This is a genomic window from Sphingomonas bisphenolicum (assembly GCF_024349785.1).
GTDB classification, from domain to species: domain Bacteria; phylum Pseudomonadota; class Alphaproteobacteria; order Sphingomonadales; family Sphingomonadaceae; genus Sphingobium; species Sphingobium bisphenolicum.
The window spans coordinates 1,144,392-1,159,968 of record NZ_AP018817.1 but is presented as its reverse complement, the minus strand read 5'-3'; the positions used below and the strand labels follow the sequence as shown (position 1 = coordinate 1,159,968).

Here is a 15,577-nt window from a genome sequence, read left to right as displayed (position 1 = left end):
GTCCGCCATCCCTCCATTCGGGTCTGATCGAATGGAGTTTATCATGGGACGCGACTGGTTCGACCGGAGCGATGCTGCGGCGTTGGCCCCGCCACAACGGCTGTGCTTCTTCTTCAACGCGCAAATCCACCAGCTATTCCACGCCCTGCCGGTCGCGATCGCACTGTCGCGCGACCCCGCCTTCGCCGTGGACGTCATGGCCGCGACCGACGACCATCTGGCGCTGGCGCGCGACATCGCCGCCACCCGCGGGGCCGGGGCGCTCCGCTTCCTGCGGTGCGGCGGGCGCTGGCTGGACGCGCTGGCCGGGCTGACCGGCGGGACGACCCCGCCCAAACTGGCCGTCCTGCTCGCCGCACGGGGCAAGCTTGCCGATTATGACGCGATCGTCGTGCCCGAACGCACATCGCTGCTGCTCAAGCGGCTGGGCCTGTCGCGCACCCGCTTCATCCATACCTGTCACGGCGCGGGCGACCGGGCGGTCGGCTATGACCGGCGCATCGCCCGGTTCGACTTCGTCCTGCTGGCGGGCGAAAAGCAGCGGCGGCGGATGCTGGACGAAGGGCTGATCCGCGAAGGCCATTACGCCATCACCGGCTACAGCAAGTTCGACCTGACCGGTCCCAAAAGCGACCGCCAGCGCCTGTTCGCACAGGACCGGCCGGTCATTCTCTACAATCCGCATTTCTCGCCCCGCCTCTCCTCCTGGCCGGCCATGGGGGAGGATGTCATCCGCCAGTTCGCGCAGGACGACCGGTTCAACCTGATCGTCGCGCCGCACATCCGCCTGTTCGACAATCGGCGACGCCGCGCCGCGATGAAGCGCCGCCTCGCCGACCTCGCGCGCCTGCCCCATGTCCATATCGACCTGGGCAGCCGGGCCAGCATCGACATGCGCTATGTCCATATGGCCTCGCTCTATCTGGGCGACGTCTCCAGCCAGATCTACGAATATCTCGCCCGCCCCCGCCCCTGCCTGTTCCTGAACGGCCATCGCGCCGACTGGCAGGAGGACCGCAGCTATGGCCATTGGCGCTATGGCCCGGTGCTGGAGTCGGCGCAGGGCATCGCCGATGCGGCGGCCGACGCCATCGCCAGCCATACAGCCTATGTGGAGGCGCAGCAGCAGGGCGTCGCCCGCACATTCGACGCTCTTGGCGACACCGCCAGCGTCCGGGCGGCGCGCGCGCTCACCCATTATCTCGCGCGCAGCCAGTCGGCGGCGCGCCCCGCCCTAGATGGCCTCCCACGGCTGGAGCGGGTCGCCCATGTCTGAAGCGCCCCCATCGCTCTGGCTCGTCGCCCGCGTCTATGCCCCCGATGAGGGCGGTGTGCAGACCTATGCGCGCGAAGTCGCCCGCGCCTATGCCGCGCAGGGTCGCCGCGTCACCGTCTTCGCCAAATCCTCCGCCGGCCCGGGCCGGGTGCGACAGGATGGCGTCGATCTGATCGACGTCGGCGCGGCGGCCATGCTGGTGGTCTATGCGCGACTGTTCCGGGCGATGCTGGGCGCCTGGCTGGGCGGCGATCGCCCGGCGCTGATCCATGCCTGCACCTGGCGCGCGGCGCTGCCCGCCCTGCTCTTCCCGCGTCCGCTGGTCGTCACCGTCCATGGCCGGGAGGTCGGGCGGCCACGCGGAATCGCGCTGCTGCTGTTGCGACTGGCGCTGCGCCGTGCGCGGCGGATCGTCGCGGTCAGCGACGTGACGCGTGCGCTGCTGCTCGATCGCCTGCCGCATCTGACAGACCGCACCTTCACCGCCTGGAACGGCGTGATCATGCCGGCCGAGCGCGCGCCTACCGCCTTCGCGCGGGGCGCGGGCGGCGCGCAACTGCTCACCGTCTGCCGGCTCGTCGCGCGCAAGAATATCGCCGCCGCCGTGCGGGCCGTCGCCGGCTGCGTCCAGGGCGGCGCGCATCTGCGCCATGTCATCGTCGGCCGCGGCATCGATTCGGTACGGGTGCGCGAGACGATCCGCCATTGCGACCTCGACGGCGTGGTCACCATGGCCGGCTATGTGTCGACCGCCGACCTGGCCGACGCCTATGCCGCCGCCGACATCTTCCTCCACCCGCAGATTACGATGGAGGACGGCGCGGAGATCGAGGGCTTCGGCCTGTCGGTCGCCGACGCCATGGCGCAGGGGCTGGTATGCATCGTCGGGCGCGATGGCGGCCCGGCCGAATTCGTCCGCGACGGCGTGACCGGCTTCATCGTCGATGGCCAGTCGATCGACGCGATCCGCACCGCGCTCGACCTGCTGGTCGCCGACCCGGCCTTGTGCCGCCGCATCGGCGACAGGGCGCGGGCCTGGGCGGCGGATAGCCTCTCATGGGACCGGCATTGCCGCCTGTGCCTGGGCGAAGGCGATGCGGATGTGGCCATGTCTGCAACCCTCGCGAAGGCCGCCTGATGGCCGCGATCGTCCATATCGGCTATCACAAGACCGGCACGACCTGGTTCCAGGACAGCTTCTACCCCGCCATCCGCAACCGCCGCTATATTCCGCGCGCGACCGTGCGCGCCGCCTTCCTCGACGCGGGGGCGCTGCATTTCGATCCGGCGGCGGCGCGGCGACGGCTGGGCGACGCGCCTGACGATATGATCCTGTGCGAGGAAAATCTGACCGGCGGGCTGCATAATGGCGGCCTGGCCGGCAACCTCAGCAAGGATGTCGCCGATCGCATCCGCCGTACCCTGCCCGACGCGCAGATCGTCATCTTCGTGCGCGATCCGCTGTCGGCGATCGTGTCGGCCTGGCTGCAATATGTGAAGGGCGGCGGCACCTTCGGCCTGCGTCGCTATCTGTTCGGCCGCGATTCGCTCAGCCCGGTGGCGCCTGAACGCGACGAGGCGCCGGGCTTCCGCCTCGACCATTTCGACACGATCCGCCTGATCGCCCATTATGACGCCCTGTTCGGGCCGGACCAGGTCCATGTCTTTCGTTATGAGGATTTCCGCGCCGACCTGCGCGGCTTCGCCGCCGCTTATGCCGCGCGCTTCGGGCTGGACGTCGACCTCGCTTATATCGACTGGAGCGCGCGCAATCCTTCGCTCAGCCGCCCGCTGCTCTGGCTGGCGCGGGCGATGAACCTCTTCACCCGCCGCGCCGTCGCCGACAAGAGCTGGCTGATCGATATCCCCGGCTGGTACGGCGTCAGCCGTCGCCTGCTGCGCCGCGCCAACGCGTCCGGCCGGTTCGGCCGCCCGCTGGCGACGCGCGACCTGCTCGACGACGCGCTGGCCAGCCAGCTACGCGCCCATTACGCTGCGGGCGAACGCCTGCTGACGGCGCGGCTGCAATGGCAGGCGCGCATGGACAAGCGAGACGGGACGGTTTTGCGCTGGCGGCAGCGTCCTTGCGGGCATGACGATCTCGCACAGTCGCCTTCTCATCGTCGATAACGACAGCGCCCAGTTCGCCCAGCTGGCTGACAATTTCGCCCGCTACGGCCTGATCGTAGAGTGCGCCGAATCGCCATTGCAGATGCGCACGGCGCTGGCGCAGCATGATTATGCGCTGGTGGTGCTCGACCCCGCCATCGCCCCGGAACAGGGGGCGGCGCTGCTGCGCGAACTGGCGATCGAGCGCCGCCTGCCGGTCATCGTCCATAGCGCCGCCTGCGGCGAAGCGGACCGGATCGCCGCGCTGGAGCTGGGCGCGGAGGATTGCCTGTGCAAGCCCGCCAACCCGCGCGAACTACTGGCCCGCATCCGCGCCGCGCTACGCGGCCGGATGGCGCCGGGCGCGCGCGCGGACGCCCCCGCCGCGCGCGGCTTCGCCTCGTTCGAAGGCTGGCGCGTGGACATGACCACCGGCCAGCTATTCGATCCGAAAGGAGCGGCCGTGTCCCTTTCCGACGGCGAATTTCAGCTGCTGCGCGTCTTCGTCGAACATCCGCGCCAGGTCCTGGACCGCAGCCGCCTGCTCGACCGTGTCCATGGCGCGACCGCCGACCATTATGACCGGTCGATCGACGTCCAGCTCTGCCGCCTGCGTCGCAAGCTGTCCGCCTGCGGCCTCAAAGGCCCGGTCATCCGCACCATTCGCAACGAAGGCTATATGTTCGTCCATTCGGTCACGAACTAGCGCTTACTCCAGCGCCAGCAGGGCGAAGGTGGCGAGCCAATGTTCGCCCATATAGTCGCCCGCGACATGGGGCAGGCTGGCGGCGACATGGACCTGCGCGGCGTCGCGCGCCAAGGTGGCGACTGCATCGTCCGGCCCCAGCGCAGCGGCGATCGCGCGCCAGCACCAGCTACGGCTCAAATTCAGGCCGTCGAGATGCGCGATCTTGCCGTCGCTGCGATCCGACACGCTGGCCGGCGTGAACAAGGTCGCCGGTTCGCCCCCTGCCAGATCGGGCAGGAAAGCGTGGAACCAGTCGGCAAAGGCCGCGCGGTCCAGCAGCCGGCTCATCAACAGCGCTTCGCATAGAGCGGGCGAGAGAAATTCGTCACCGCCCGGCTCCCACGCCTGGCACCCCCGGTCCCGCCCGAACCAGCCGATCGCCTTGTCGCGGATCAGCGAGACCAGCGCCGGATCGCGCGTCTGCGCCCAGTCCAGCGTCAGGGTGAGCGCAAAGGCGATGTTGAAATGGGTGCCGACCCGCAGCGGATAGGTCAGCTTGGGCAGGAAAGCGTGGAACCGCGCCGCGAAGGCGTCCGCCAGCGGGGCGAAGGCCGCCGCCCAGGGCGCATCGTGCCGCGCCAGTTCGGCATCCAGCGCCAGCGCCCAGGCCCAGCCATAGGGCCGCTCGAACCCGGCGCTCAAGGGCCGGTGCAGATAGGCGAGTTCGCCCGCCACCTTGTCCGGCACCAGCATTGCGTCGGCCCGCGCCCGGATTTCGCCGGCCTGCGCCATGTCGGGGAAGAGGCGCATCAGCCGCATCACCTGCCACCAGCCATGGACGCAGCTATGCCAGTCGAAACTGCCGTGGAAGATCGGGTGATGATCCTCCGGCGGGCGTGCATCCTCCGGCCCGCCCAGCACCAGGTCCATCTTGTAGGGATAGCGCCGCCCCAGATGCGACAGGGTCAGCGCGGCGAAAAGGTTCGCGATATCGGGCGTCAGAAGCGTCATGGGAAAGCCAGCCAGTAGATGAGCGCGATGTTGACGATCAGCAGCGGGACGGCGGTGCCGACCTGCCGCTTGATGACGCCATGCTTGTCCTTCAGTTCCAGCAGGGCGGCCGGGACCAGGTTGAAATTGGCTGCCATCGGCGTCAGCAGGGTGCCGCAGAAGCCCGCCAGCATCCCGATGGCGCACACGATGGCGGGGTCACCATGATAGGTGCGGATCAAGAGCGGAATACCGATCGCCGCCGTCATCACAGGAAAGGCGGCGAAGGCGTTGCCCATGACCATGGTGAACAGAGCCATGCCGAGGCCATAGGCGATCACCGCGCCGATCAGGCTGCCCTGCGGGATCGCCTGTTGTACGATGGCGCCCACGACATCGCCCACCCCCGCCAGCGCGAACACCGCGCCCAGGCTGGCCAGCATCTGCGGCAGGATCGCGGCCCAGCCGACACAATCCATCAGCCGCCGCCCCTGCTGCAACGGCACGCTCGCTCCGGCGCGCAGCCACAGGCACCCCGCCGTCATCGCGATCAGCACGCCCAGCGCCAGCGCGATCAGCGTCGCCTGCTTCGGGTCGAACCAGCCGGGCGCGGCCTTGAACAGGAAGGTGCCGGCCAGCGCCGTCACCGGAATGATGAGCGCGATGGCGAACAGCCGGTTGCCGAAGCGATCGGCCCGCGCCTGCCGCACCTCCGCCGGCACGCCGCCGTCGCCCCGGCCCAGCCCCAGCGCACCCAGCGCGACCAGGCCCAGCACCAGTACGCCATTGCCCAGGTCGCCCAGCGCATCACCCGCCCACATGGATGTCGCGAGCAAGGCCCAGAAGGCGGCCGTCGTCCAGCGGCGCGGGTTGCCGCGGTCCGCCACGCCCAGCAGCGCGAAGGCGGCGAACACCGCGCCCGCCAGCGCATAAACCCAGTGCAGCGTGATCATGGCGCGCGCTCCGCCCGGATGCGCGCCAGCCGCTTGTCGAGCCGCCACAGGCGAAAACCATGGATCAGCAGCGCGGCGATCGCGGTCGGGATCGCCCAGACCGATAGCTGGAACGGCTCCAGGCTGATGCCATATTGCTCCAGCAGCCCCTTGATCAGCAGGATCGATCCGATGGCCAAAAAGATATCCTCGCCGAAGAACAGCCCGACATTGTCGGTCGCCGCGGCCCAAGCCTTGATCTCTTCGCGCGCATCCTCGTCCAGCTCGCCCGCCTGCGTTTCGGCTGCCGCCTCGGCGATCGGCGCGACCAGCGGACGCACCGTCTGCGGATGCCCGGCGACCGACGTCAGCCCGACCGCAGCCAGCATCTGCCGCAGGATCAGGTAGAAGGTCAGGAAGCGCCCGACCGTCGCCCCGCGCATCGTCGCGATCAGGCCGCGCGCCCGTTCCTGCAACCCATGCGCCTCCAGCAGGCCGACGACCGGCAGCACGATCCAGATGATGCTGACATAACGCGCCTCGTTGAACGCCTTGCCGAAGGCAGCGAGGATCGCCAGCGGATCGAGCCCCGCGGCCAGCCCGGTGACGATCGCCGACGCCAGGATCACCAGCAGCGGATGGAAGCGCAGCAGGAATCCCGCCACGATGATCGCAATGCCCAGCAGCACCATCAGCGATGCGCCCCCGCCATGCTAAAGCCCCGCCTCGATCGCCAGCCTGATGCCCTCCGCCGCGGTGCGCACGTTCAGCGCGCGCAGCATCGCCGCACGGTGCATCTTCACTGTGCGTTCGGTCAGGCCCAGATCATAGGCGATCTGCTTGTTGAGGCGGCCTTGCGCCATGCCGACCAGCACCGCGCGCTGGCGCTCGGTCAACGTGGCGATCAGCGCGGCGGCGTCGTCCGCCCGCTGCGTCGCCGCATCCTCGACCACCATCTGGGAACCGAGAAAATAGTCCGGCGCCCCGTCCGTTCCGAAAATCGGCGCGATCATCACCGCATTGCGGAACGGTGTACCGTCCTTGCGATAATTGAGCAGTTCGACCAGCACCGGCCGCCAGTCACGCAGCGCGGCGCGGATGGCGTCGATCCCCGCCGCCTCCGTATGCGCGCCGGACAGGAAACGGCAATTGCGCCCGACGACTTCCGCCTGCCGGTATCCGGTCAGCGCCACGAAGGCGTCGTTGCACGCGACGATCGGATTATCGGGCAGTCGGGGATTGGTGAGGACCGCGGCGACGGCGCTTCCGGCGATCATTTCGGACAGGGACATGAACGACAGGCACTCGTGGTGGCGAAGACGCGCCGCCGCTGCGACGCCCTTGGCCATCCTGCCCCAGATCGCCCCCCCACCGCAAGGCGGGGGAGCACCATCGGAGATCAGCCCGCGAAACTGCCCGCATGGGCGAAGGCTTCGACCGGCTTGCGGTCGCTGGGCGCTTCACGCGCCTGCAATGCTTCGGGCAGTATCGCCTTGTCGCCCTGCCGGCCGATCGCGACCGCCGCTTCGATACGAAAGCGTTCGGGCACCGCCAGTTCGGCGCGCGCCTTGTCGAAATCGACGCCCGTCATGCCGTGGGTGTGATAGCCCAGCCGCGTCGCCTGCAGCGCCAGCAACGCCCAGGCCGCGCCCGCGTCGAAGCTGTGGCTGTGCGACGGCTTGAAATCGTCGGACCCCGGCGCCGCCATCAGCGTATCGGACAGGATGAAGACGATCGCGCCAGCATTCTGCACCCAGCCTTGGTTGAAGGGCAGCAGCACGTCCAGGAAGCGCGACCAGTCGGCGCCGTCACGGTGCGCATAGAGGAAGCGCCAGGGCTGATAGTTGAACGCCGACGGCGCCCAGCGCGCAGCATCGAAGATCGTGTCCAGATCCTCTTGCGGAATCGCCGAGGAATCGAAGGCGCGGGGCGACCAGCGCTCCAGAAACAGGCTGTCGACGGCGCGCGTGACGGCGCGGGGATTAGTGGCCATGCTATCTCCTGAAAAATGGGGCGATGGGAATGAGGTGCCCGATCTAGGCTATGTTTCGCGATAGCGAAATGATCGTTCCGTCAATTCACCGTTTCGCGCGGCGGCAGGCAAGCCTCGTCCGGGAGGGTAAAGGGAAACAGCGCGTCGGCGTCCCGCTCGATCAACACGACGGACGGTTCGCGCAACAAGGCCTGCGCCAGCCGCGCGCGCCAGCGCCCGAACAGGCCCTCGGGGCCGTAACCATCCTGCTCCTGTCCGTCCTGCATAGACACTCCGCGCCGACTCATGCGGCTTATCTATCGATCTTATAGAGAAGCGTCCTACAAGCAATGCTCGTTCGGACGACAGAAAATTTTGCCGGATATCCGGCGCGGCGGTCCGCCCTGATCCACATGGCATAGGCCGCGCCATCAGGCCGTGACCACCCAGTCTTCGACCAGCGCCACCGGCCACGCGCCGAGCGACTGGCCGACGCAGGGACCGCCGACGCACCGGCCATCCTGCTTGTCGAACAACGCGCCGTGCCAACTACAGGCGATGAAGCGTCCATCGGGTGTCAGATAGTCGTCCAGCTTTTGCGCCAGCGGCAGGCCGGCATGAGGGCAGCGATCGACAAAGCCCGACAGATGATGGCCATCGCGCACGACGAAGCCGTGGAAACGGCCCGCGCGCATCTGCAACACGAAATTCCGGGCGGCGCCGTCTTCCAGGCTATCGAGCGGGCACAATCGGACTCCCGCCGGCGTCGCCGCCACCCGCCCTTCGCTCATGCGTCGGCGTCCGGCTGCATCTCGGGATGCGCCGCGGCAACGAGCGGCAAGGCGGCGGCCTTGTCACCGGCCGCCACCAGCGCGGGATAAGGCATCAGGTCGACGCCGGAGCGCCGGGCGTTGAAAAGCTGCGGCACGAGATAACAGTCCGCCAGCGTCGGCGCGTCGCCGAACGCATGGCCGGCCCCATGGCGCGCGACCATCTGTTCGAGAGCCGCGAAGCCCGCGCCGATCCAGCGATGGCTCCAGGCATCGATCTGCGCCTGATCCGCGCCGAAATCCTGCTTCAGCGCCCGGAGGACGCGCAGATTGTTGAGCGGATGAATGTCGCACGCGATCAGCGCCGCCATCGACCGGACGATCGCCCTGTCGTCCTCATCCTGCGGCAGCAAAGCCGGTTCCGGCCACCGGGCGTCGATCCATTCGAGAATGGCCGGGCTTTCGATCAGCACCGTGTCGCCGACCTGCAACGCGGGCACCAGTCCATGCGGCGCGATCGCCAGATAGGCGTCGTCGCGCTGGGCGCCTATGCGCAGGTCGTGATTGACCTGCGCATAGGCGACGCCCTTGAGGTTGAGCGCGATCCGCACGCGATAGGCAGCCGACGATCGCCAATAGCCATGCAGGACGACCTCGCTCATGGCGCTGGCATCACCATCGCCCGGCATTCGCCCAGACCGATGGACACGCGCCCCGGCGCCGACGCATGGGCGCGCAGGATGATCTCGTCGCCATCCTCCACGAAGGCGCGGGTTTCGCCATTGGGCAGGGTGATCGGTTCCTTGCCGCCGATGCTCAGCTCCATCAGGCTGCCGAAACCGTCGCTTGTGGGCGCGGAAATGGTGCCCGTCCCCAGCAGGTCGCCCGGATTGAGGTTGCAGCCATTGGACGCATGATGGGCGACGATCTGCTGCACGGTCCAGTACATGCTGGTCGCAGGACCGCGGCTGAGGCGAACGGGCGTCCCCCCCGCCTCCCGCATCCTCGCGGTCAGCAGCCAGGCTTCCAGCGTGAGGGCGAGCGCGCCATGCGCCTGATCGCCCGGGTCCAGCAGATAGGGCAGCGGCTGCGGATCGCCCTGCGGCCGCGCGGGCTGGGCCATGCGGAAAGGCGCCATCGCCTCGGCTGTGACGATCCACGGCGAGATGGTCGACTGGAAATTCTTGGCCAGGAAGGGGCCGAGCGGCTGATATTCCCACGCCTGAAAATCGCGCGCGGACCAGTCGTTGAGCAGGCAGAAGCCGGCGACATGATCGGCGGCCTGCGCGATCGGAATGGGGGTGCCGAGCGCATTGCCCGGCCCGATCCATACGCCCAGCTCCAGCTCATAGTCGAGGCGGGTGGTCGGCCCGACGACCGGCGCATCGGCCTCGGGCGGCTTGCGCTGGCCCAGCGGTCGCCGCAGCGGCACGCCCGATGCCCGGATCGAGGAGGCGCGACCATGATAGCCGATCGGCACATATTTATAATTGGGCAACAGCGGATTGTCGGGCCGGAACTGGCGGCCGACATTATTGGCGTGATGGATGCCGACATAGAAGTCGGTATAGTCACCGATCCGCGCGGGGACGTGCAGGGTGCAGTCCGCCGCGGCATGCAAAAAAGCCGCCGCTGACCGATGCGCCGGATCGGACAATAATCCGCTCACGCCATGGCGTAGCGCCCGCCGCCGGTCGGCCGGCAAGCCGAGCAGGTCGTTCACCACGCTGCCGCGGCAGGCGGCCGCCAGATCGTCGGGCAGCAACCCCGCATCCGCGCAGGCCCGCAGGTCGAGAATGCGGTCGCCGATCGCGACGCCGATGCGCGGCGCCAGACCGGATGGGGAGAACAGCCCGATCGGCAGATTCTGGATCGGGAAATCGGCATGGCCCTGCGCGCTTTCGACCCAGCTGGTCAGCGCCGGGTCATGCGTCGCGTCGGTCGTCCACCAGTCCGCCATCACGAATCCCCCTTTGCGACCGGCAATTGCGCCTTGCGGAAGCCCGCCCAGCAGGCATCATAGTCGGATTGCAGCAGCGGCGTGTCCATCGCCCAGGCGGTCGGCCGTATCATGTGGCGGCTCTCGAACATGAAGGCCATCGTCCCCTCGATCCGCTGCGGCGCCAGCGCTGCGGCGACCGCCTTGTCATGGCTCGCCACGTCCGGCCCGTGACCGGACATGGCATTGTGCAGGCTGGCGCCGCCCGGTGCGAAGCCGCCAGCCTTGGCGTCATATTCGCCCTCGATCAGCCCCATATATTCGCTCATGACGTTGCGGTGGAACCAAGGCGGGCGGAACGTGTCCTCCGCCACCATCCAGCGCGGCGGAAAGATCACGAAGTCGATATTGGCCGTGCCGGGCGTGTCGCTGGGCGATGTCAGCACGGTGAAGATGGACGGATCGGGATGGTCGTAGCTGACCGTGTTGATCGTGTTGAAACGCGTCAGATCGTACCGATAGGGCGCGACCGTGCCGTGCCAGGCGACCACATCTAAGGGACTGTGGTCGATCGTCGTCGCCCACAGCCTGCCGCCGAATTTCTGGACGATCTGGGTCGGCCGCTCGACATCCTCGAACGCCGCGACCGGCGCTTCGAAATCGCGCGGATTGGCCAGGCCGTTGGACCCGATCGGGCCAAGGTCCGGCAGGCGGAACAGCGCACCATAATTTTCGCAGACATAGCCGCGCGCAGGCCCGCCCGGCAGTTCCACCCGGAAACGGATGCCGCGCGGGATCAGCGCGATCTGCAACGGCGCAACGGTCAGGACGCCCATCTCCGTCACGATCCGCAACGCACCGACCTGCGGCACGATCAGCAGTTCGCCATCGGCGCAAAAAAAGGCGCGATCGACCATCGACCGGTTCGCGGCATAGAGATGGATGCCGCAACCCACCCCCGCCGCGACATCTCCATTGCCGGCATAAGTGACCAGGCCATCGACAAAATCCGTGGGTTCCACCGGCATGTCCAGCGGGTTCCAGCGCAGGCGATTGGGCGAGGCGGGCCTTTCGGCAAAGGGACCGGATCGCAGCAGGCTGTCGCGATCATAGGCCAGGAACGGGCCGTGACCGGCGCTCGGCCGCATACGGTAGAGCCAGCTACGCCGGTTTTCGTGCCGCGGCGCGGTGAAGGCGGTCGCCGAAAACTGCTCGGCGTAAAGGCCAAAGGGCACGCGCTGCGGCGAGTTGCGTCCGACCGGCAGCGCGCCGGCAATCGCCTCGGTCGCATGATGGTTGCCAAAGCCGGTCAGGAACAGGTCCGTCATTCGTCCACCGTGATGACGCCGCGCCGGATCTGGTCCAGCTCGATGCTTTCGAACAGCGCCTGGAAATTGCCGTTGCCGAAACCCTCATTGCCCTTGCGCTGGATGATCTCGAAGAAGATCGGGCCGAACATATTCTCGGTGAAGATCTGCAGCAATATGCCCTCGCTCTCCACATCGCCGTCGATCAGGATACGGTTCGCGCGCAGCCGCTCCAGATCCTCGCCATGGCCGGGCACCCGTTTGTCGACCAGCTCATAATAGGTTTCGATCGTGTCCTGCAACGTTACGCCGCGCCCGCGCAGCCGCTCGACCGTGTCGTAGATATCGGCGGTGGTGAGCGCGAGATGCTGGATACCCTCGCCATTATATTGGCGGATGAACTCCTCGATCTGGCTCCTGTCGTCCTGGCTTTCGTTCAGCGGAATACGGATCGCCTTGTCCGGCGCGATCATCGCCTGGCTGAACAGGCCGGTGGCCTGTCCCTTGATATCGAAATATTTCTGCTCTTCGAAATTGAACAGCGTGCGGTAGAATTCGCTCCACACCCGCATCTGGCCGCGCCGGACATTGTGGGTCAGATGGTCGAGCAGGTCGAGGCCGACATTGTTTCGCGCTTCCGCTTCGCGCCAGCCGGGGAACGCCGCCCAGTCGGCATAGAGATCGGCATCGTCCGCCACGAAATAGAGGTAGGAGCCGCCGATGCCCTGGATCACGGTGTCATCCTCGTCGGTGCGCCTGGCGCCATGGTCCAGCGCCCAGCGCATCGCCGCCTGCGGGTCGTTGACGCGGAACGCCATGGCGCTGGCGGATGCGCCATGCTCGCCCCGAAACGCCGCGACGCGACCGGCATCGTCGCGGTTGAGCATCAGGTTGATGCGACCCTGCTTGTAACGGGTGATGTTCTTCACCGGATGGCGATGCGTCGCGGTAAAGCCAAGCTGCTCGAACTGCGCGGCCATGCCGTCCGGATCGGGCGAGGTGAACTCGACGAATTCGAAACCGTTGAGGCCGAGCGGATTGTCGGTCGTAGGCTCCGCTGCAGGGCTGGCGTGAGTGGCCATGGGCAAATCCTCTCTCTTTATGTCAGTCATGAAACAGGGCCGGCGTCTTCAGCGCTCTCATGCACCGGCCGCCGCCGGCTGTGGGCATAGGCCTGCGTTCCGCGGGTGAAGACCCGGTCGCCCGGCAACAGCGCGTCGGTGGCAAGGTCGGGCTGACCGTCCAGTTCCGCATAAAGCGGCGCGAGATCCGTCTGGGCCGTCTGGCGCAGAAGGTCTTCGAAACTGTCGATCACGAAATAGCTCTGCTGATAATCGTCGATTTTGTAGTTGGTCCGCATCAGCCGCCTCAGATCGAACCCGAGCCGATGGGGCGACGGATCGTCCAGTGCGAACAGGGATTCGCCATAGGAGGAGACGATGCCGGCACCATAGACCTTGAGCCCGTCGTCCTGGCGGATCAGGCCGAATTCGACCGTATACCAGTAAAGCCGCGCCAGCCGCTCGATCGCGCCCAGGCCGTCGGCGCGCAGCCCGCCCTGCCCATAGGCCTGCATGTAATCGGCGAATACCGGGTTCGCGAGCAGCGGCACATGGCCGAACACGTCATGGAAGATGTCCGGCTCCTCCAGATAATCGATCTGGTCGGGGGTCCGGATGAAGCGCCCCGCGACGAAGCGACGGTTGGCGAGATGGTCGAAAAATACGGCGTCGGGGACCAGCCCGGGCACCGCGACGACTTGCCACCCTGTCGCCTTCATCAACCGTTCCGACAGCGCATCGAAATTGGGAATGCCCGGCTTGTCCATGCGCAATATGTCGAGGCCCGCCATAAATTCCGGCACGACGCGGCCGGGCAGCATCTTCCCCTGCCGTTCGAACAGGCGGTCCCACATCGCATGTTCCGCCGCGGTATAACGGCCCCAGTCCTGGGCAATGGTCCAGTCCTCGGCAGCGCCCTTCGGTCGTTCGTGCATATCCTGTCCCATGCCGACCTTATCGCATGGAAAAGCCGAAATCCTGTTTCAATATATGCGGGTTATCGCCATAAATTGAACCACAGGTTTCACAATATTAGGAAATATGAAACATGATCGATCTGGACGCCGTCGATCGGCGCATTCTCGACCAGCTGCAATCGGACGCCACGCTCAGCAATGCGGAACTGGCCGATCGGGTCGGCAGTTCCGCCGCGTCCTGCTGGCGGCGGGTCAAGGCACTGGAGGCGGCGGGGGTGCTAGGCCCGGCGGTCCGATTGCTGAATGCCGTGGCGATCGACCGGAAGGTCAATGTCTTCTGCAACATCCGCGTGCGCAGCCATGCGCGCGAGGTGCGGGCGCCGTTCGAGGCGTTCGTGCGCGAGCGGCGGGAGATCATCGAATGCTATTCCATGTCGGGGGACTGGGATTATCTGCTGCGCGTGGTCGCGGCGGACGTCGAGGATTATGAGCGCTTCCTGATGCGCGTCCTGCTGGAACATCCCGCCGTCGGCGGCGCGTCGTCGCATTTCGCGCTGTCGCTCACCAAATATACGACCGCCTTGCCAGTATAAGGAAATTGGGGTGTTCCTGGTTATCCGGGGCCGGTCGACATTCCGTTGTGACGGCCTGCAAATGTCCTAAAGTACATGAACGGCATTTTCCCGCTTTTCCGGCCGGATATAAATGGACGTCAGCTCCGGCATGGCGCGCTTGAGTTCGGCTTCGATCGCTTCGATCAGGGTTTCGCCCTCGCCCATGGTCAGCGCATCCTCGAAATCCGCACTGATCGCGACGAAGACCGCATCGGGCGCGGTGTGGATGGTCCTGACATGATTGACCGCCACGATCTCCGGCCGACGCTCGACCGCACGCCACACCTGTTCGATCAAAGCCGGGTCGGCGCTTTCCCCGATCAGCAGGCCCTTGGCTTCGCGCGCGAGCATGATGGCGACGAAGGCCAGCACCAGGCCGATGATGATCGATGCGATCCCATCGATCCGGGCATCGCCATAATGATGGCTCGCCCAGATGCCGGCGCCCGCGATGAGGAGGCCGATCAGGGCCGCGCTGTCCTCGAACAGGACGATGAAGCCCGCGGGATCTTTCGATCGCCGCACCGACTGCCACCAGCTCGCCGCACCGCGTTTGCGATCGAAGTCGCGCATCGCGATCAGCCAGGACGCGCCCTCCATCGCAAAGGCGATGCCCAGGACGATATAGTTGATCGCGGGGTCGCGCAGCGGCTCGGGCGCCTGGATATGCGCCCAGCCCTCGTAGATCGATACACCCGCGCCCACGGCGAAAATCAGGATCGCGACGACGAACGCCCAGAAATACAGTTCGCGGCCATAGCCGAAGGGATGGGCGCGATCGGCGGGGCGGCGTGCGCGCTTCTGGCCGTAAAGCAGCAGCAACTGGTTGCCGCTGTCCACCAGCGAATGAAAGCCTTCGGTCAGCATCGACGACGATCCAGTGATCGCAGCCGCCACGAACTTGGCGACCGCGATCCCCATATTGGCCGCCAGCGCGCCGTAGAGGACGATGTTGGCCCGGATATGGGCGGTCCACCCCGGATCGCTCATTCAAACGGCGCC

Annotated in this window: 18 protein-coding genes; 5 read left to right on the top strand and 13 right to left on the bottom strand. The window is 66.9% G+C overall.

Features of this window, described 5'->3' with window-relative positions; translation table 11 throughout:
* The first annotated feature begins 43 nt into the window (after positions 1-43).
* Genes SBA_RS05800 through SBA_RS05785 form a run of 4 tightly spaced genes read left to right on the top strand, consistent with a single transcriptional unit; the run spans position 44 to position 4,091 of the window.
* Positions 44-1,276 (top strand): glycosyl transferase, encoded by a 1,233-nt coding sequence (locus tag SBA_RS05800; protein ID WP_261936200.1) that lies wholly within the window; start codon positions 44-46, stop codon positions 1,274-1,276.
* A complete protein-coding gene (locus SBA_RS05795; RefSeq protein ID WP_261936199.1) occupies positions 1,269-2,414 on the top strand; it encodes a glycosyltransferase family 4 protein in 1,146 nt (381 codons plus the stop codon). The genes SBA_RS05800 and SBA_RS05795 overlap by 8 nt, the downstream gene beginning before the upstream one ends.
* Positions 2,414-3,406: a sulfotransferase gene (locus SBA_RS05790; RefSeq protein WP_261936198.1), complete on the top strand. Its 993-nt coding sequence runs from the start codon at positions 2,414-2,416 to the stop codon at positions 3,404-3,406. Before SBA_RS05795 ends, SBA_RS05790 begins: the two co-directional genes overlap by 1 nt.
* A complete protein-coding gene (locus tag SBA_RS05785; RefSeq protein WP_261936197.1) occupies positions 3,369-4,091 on the top strand; it encodes a winged helix-turn-helix domain-containing protein in 723 nt (240 codons plus the stop codon). The genes SBA_RS05790 and SBA_RS05785 overlap by 38 nt, the downstream gene beginning before the upstream one ends.
* 3 nt (positions 4,092-4,094) lie before the next feature.
* Here the strand turns inward: SBA_RS05785 and SBA_RS05780 are convergent, their stop codons facing one another.
* The 12 genes from SBA_RS05780 to phhA all read right to left on the bottom strand — a co-directional run bounded on the left by SBA_RS05780 (position 4,095) and on the right by phhA (position 13,979).
* Complete coding sequence (locus SBA_RS05780; protein ID WP_261936196.1) at positions 4,095-5,084, bottom strand: DUF2891 domain-containing protein; 990 nt, start codon at positions 5,082-5,084, stop codon at positions 4,095-4,097.
* A complete protein-coding gene (locus tag SBA_RS05775) occupies positions 5,081-6,016 on the bottom strand; it encodes a DUF979 domain-containing protein (RefSeq protein WP_224550454.1) in 936 nt (311 codons plus the stop codon). The genes SBA_RS05780 and SBA_RS05775 overlap by 4 nt, the downstream gene beginning before the upstream one ends.
* A complete protein-coding gene (locus SBA_RS05770; RefSeq protein ID WP_224550516.1) occupies positions 6,013-6,690 on the bottom strand; it encodes a DUF969 domain-containing protein in 678 nt (225 codons plus the stop codon). The genes SBA_RS05775 and SBA_RS05770 overlap by 4 nt, the downstream gene beginning before the upstream one ends.
* Positions 6,691-6,708: 18 nt before the next feature.
* On the bottom strand, positions 6,709-7,287 hold the full coding sequence (locus SBA_RS05765; RefSeq protein WP_261936195.1) for a LuxR C-terminal-related transcriptional regulator: 579 nt from the start codon (positions 7,285-7,287) through the stop codon (positions 6,709-6,711).
* Positions 7,288-7,394: 107 nt separating this feature from the next.
* Positions 7,395-7,988 carry a nitroreductase family protein gene (locus SBA_RS05760; RefSeq protein WP_261936194.1) on the bottom strand — a complete coding sequence of 198 codons (594 nt, stop codon included), beginning with the start codon at positions 7,986-7,988 and terminating at the stop codon, positions 7,395-7,397.
* Between the two features lie 80 nt (positions 7,989-8,068).
* Positions 8,069-8,275 (bottom strand): hypothetical protein, encoded by a 207-nt coding sequence (locus SBA_RS05755; protein ID WP_261936193.1) that lies wholly within the window; start codon positions 8,273-8,275, stop codon positions 8,069-8,071.
* A gap of 123 nt (positions 8,276-8,398) precedes the next feature.
* Positions 8,399-8,758 (bottom strand): Rieske (2Fe-2S) protein, encoded by a 360-nt coding sequence (locus SBA_RS05750; RefSeq protein WP_261936192.1) that lies wholly within the window; start codon positions 8,756-8,758, stop codon positions 8,399-8,401.
* A complete protein-coding gene (gene maiA, locus SBA_RS05745; protein ID WP_261936191.1) occupies positions 8,755-9,399 on the bottom strand; it encodes a maleylacetoacetate isomerase in 645 nt (214 codons plus the stop codon). The genes SBA_RS05750 and maiA overlap by 4 nt, the downstream gene beginning before the upstream one ends.
* On the bottom strand, positions 9,396-10,697 hold the full coding sequence (fahA, locus tag SBA_RS05740) for a fumarylacetoacetase (RefSeq protein WP_261936190.1): 1,302 nt from the start codon (positions 10,695-10,697) through the stop codon (positions 9,396-9,398). The genes maiA and fahA overlap by 4 nt, the downstream gene beginning before the upstream one ends.
* Positions 10,697-12,004 (bottom strand): homogentisate 1,2-dioxygenase, encoded by a 1,308-nt coding sequence (hmgA, locus tag SBA_RS05735; protein ID WP_261936189.1) that lies wholly within the window; start codon positions 12,002-12,004, stop codon positions 10,697-10,699. Before hmgA ends, fahA begins: the two co-directional genes overlap by 1 nt.
* Positions 12,001-13,065 carry a 4-hydroxyphenylpyruvate dioxygenase gene (hppD, locus tag SBA_RS05730; protein ID WP_261936188.1) on the bottom strand — a complete coding sequence of 355 codons (1,065 nt, stop codon included), beginning with the start codon at positions 13,063-13,065 and terminating at the stop codon, positions 12,001-12,003. Before hppD ends, hmgA begins: the two co-directional genes overlap by 4 nt.
* A 26-nt stretch (positions 13,066-13,091) precedes the next feature.
* The gene (phhA, locus tag SBA_RS05725) at positions 13,092-13,979 is read right to left on the bottom strand and encodes a phenylalanine 4-monooxygenase (protein WP_390902391.1); all 888 of its coding nucleotides are present in this window, start codon (positions 13,977-13,979) and stop codon (positions 13,092-13,094) included.
* A gap of 113 nt (positions 13,980-14,092) precedes the next feature.
* On the opposite strand from phhA, the gene SBA_RS05720 reads away from it, so the two are divergent.
* Positions 14,093-14,554 carry an Lrp/AsnC family transcriptional regulator gene (locus tag SBA_RS05720; RefSeq protein ID WP_224550444.1) on the top strand — a complete coding sequence of 154 codons (462 nt, stop codon included), beginning with the start codon at positions 14,093-14,095 and terminating at the stop codon, positions 14,552-14,554.
* Positions 14,555-14,620: 66 nt separating this feature from the next.
* Here SBA_RS05720 and SBA_RS05715 read toward each other — a convergent pair whose 3' ends face one another.
* Complete coding sequence (locus tag SBA_RS05715) at positions 14,621-15,565, bottom strand: cation diffusion facilitator family transporter (protein ID WP_261936186.1); 945 nt, start codon at positions 15,563-15,565, stop codon at positions 14,621-14,623.
* Positions 15,566-15,577: the final 12 nt, after the last annotated feature.

Bases quoted from the DNA above. Each gene is read 5' to 3' on its own strand.
- SBA_RS05720 (WP_224550444.1), top strand. From the start codon at position 14,093: ATGATCGATCTGGACGCCGTCGATCGGCGCATTCTCGACCAGCTGCAA.
- SBA_RS05750 (WP_261936192.1), bottom strand. From the start codon at position 8,758: ATGAGCGAAGGGCGGGTGGCGGCGACGCCGGCGGGAGTCCGATTGTGC.
- SBA_RS05800 (WP_261936200.1), top strand. From the start codon at position 44: ATGGGACGCGACTGGTTCGACCGGAGCGATGCTGCGGCGTTGGCCCCG.
- SBA_RS05795 (WP_261936199.1), top strand. From the start codon at position 1,269: ATGTCTGAAGCGCCCCCATCGCTCTGGCTCGTCGCCCGCGTCTATGCC.
- hmgA (WP_261936189.1), bottom strand. From the start codon at position 12,004: ATGACGGACCTGTTCCTGACCGGCTTTGGCAACCATCATGCGACCGAG.
- SBA_RS05790 (WP_261936198.1), top strand. From the start codon at position 2,414: ATGGCCGCGATCGTCCATATCGGCTATCACAAGACCGGCACGACCTGG.
- fahA (WP_261936190.1), bottom strand. From the start codon at position 10,697: ATGGCGGACTGGTGGACGACCGACGCGACGCATGACCCGGCGCTGACC.
- SBA_RS05715 (WP_261936186.1), bottom strand. From the start codon at position 15,565: ATGAGCGATCCGGGGTGGACCGCCCATATCCGGGCCAACATCGTCCTC.
- SBA_RS05775 (WP_224550454.1), bottom strand. From the start codon at position 6,016: ATGATCACGCTGCACTGGGTTTATGCGCTGGCGGGCGCGGTGTTCGCC.
- SBA_RS05780 (WP_261936196.1), bottom strand. From the start codon at position 5,084: ATGACGCTTCTGACGCCCGATATCGCGAACCTTTTCGCCGCGCTGACC.
- SBA_RS05755 (WP_261936193.1), bottom strand. From the start codon at position 8,275: ATGAGTCGGCGCGGAGTGTCTATGCAGGACGGACAGGAGCAGGATGGT.
- SBA_RS05760 (WP_261936194.1), bottom strand. From the start codon at position 7,988: ATGGCCACTAATCCCCGCGCCGTCACGCGCGCCGTCGACAGCCTGTTT.
- phhA (WP_390902391.1), bottom strand. From the start codon at position 13,979: ATGCACGAACGACCGAAGGGCGCTGCCGAGGACTGGACCATTGCCCAG.
- hppD (WP_261936188.1), bottom strand. From the start codon at position 13,065: ATGGCCACTCACGCCAGCCCTGCAGCGGAGCCTACGACCGACAATCCG.
- maiA (WP_261936191.1), bottom strand. From the start codon at position 9,399: ATGAGCGAGGTCGTCCTGCATGGCTATTGGCGATCGTCGGCTGCCTAT.
- SBA_RS05785 (WP_261936197.1), top strand. From the start codon at position 3,369: ATGACGATCTCGCACAGTCGCCTTCTCATCGTCGATAACGACAGCGCC.
- SBA_RS05765 (WP_261936195.1), bottom strand. From the start codon at position 7,287: ATGTCCCTGTCCGAAATGATCGCCGGAAGCGCCGTCGCCGCGGTCCTC.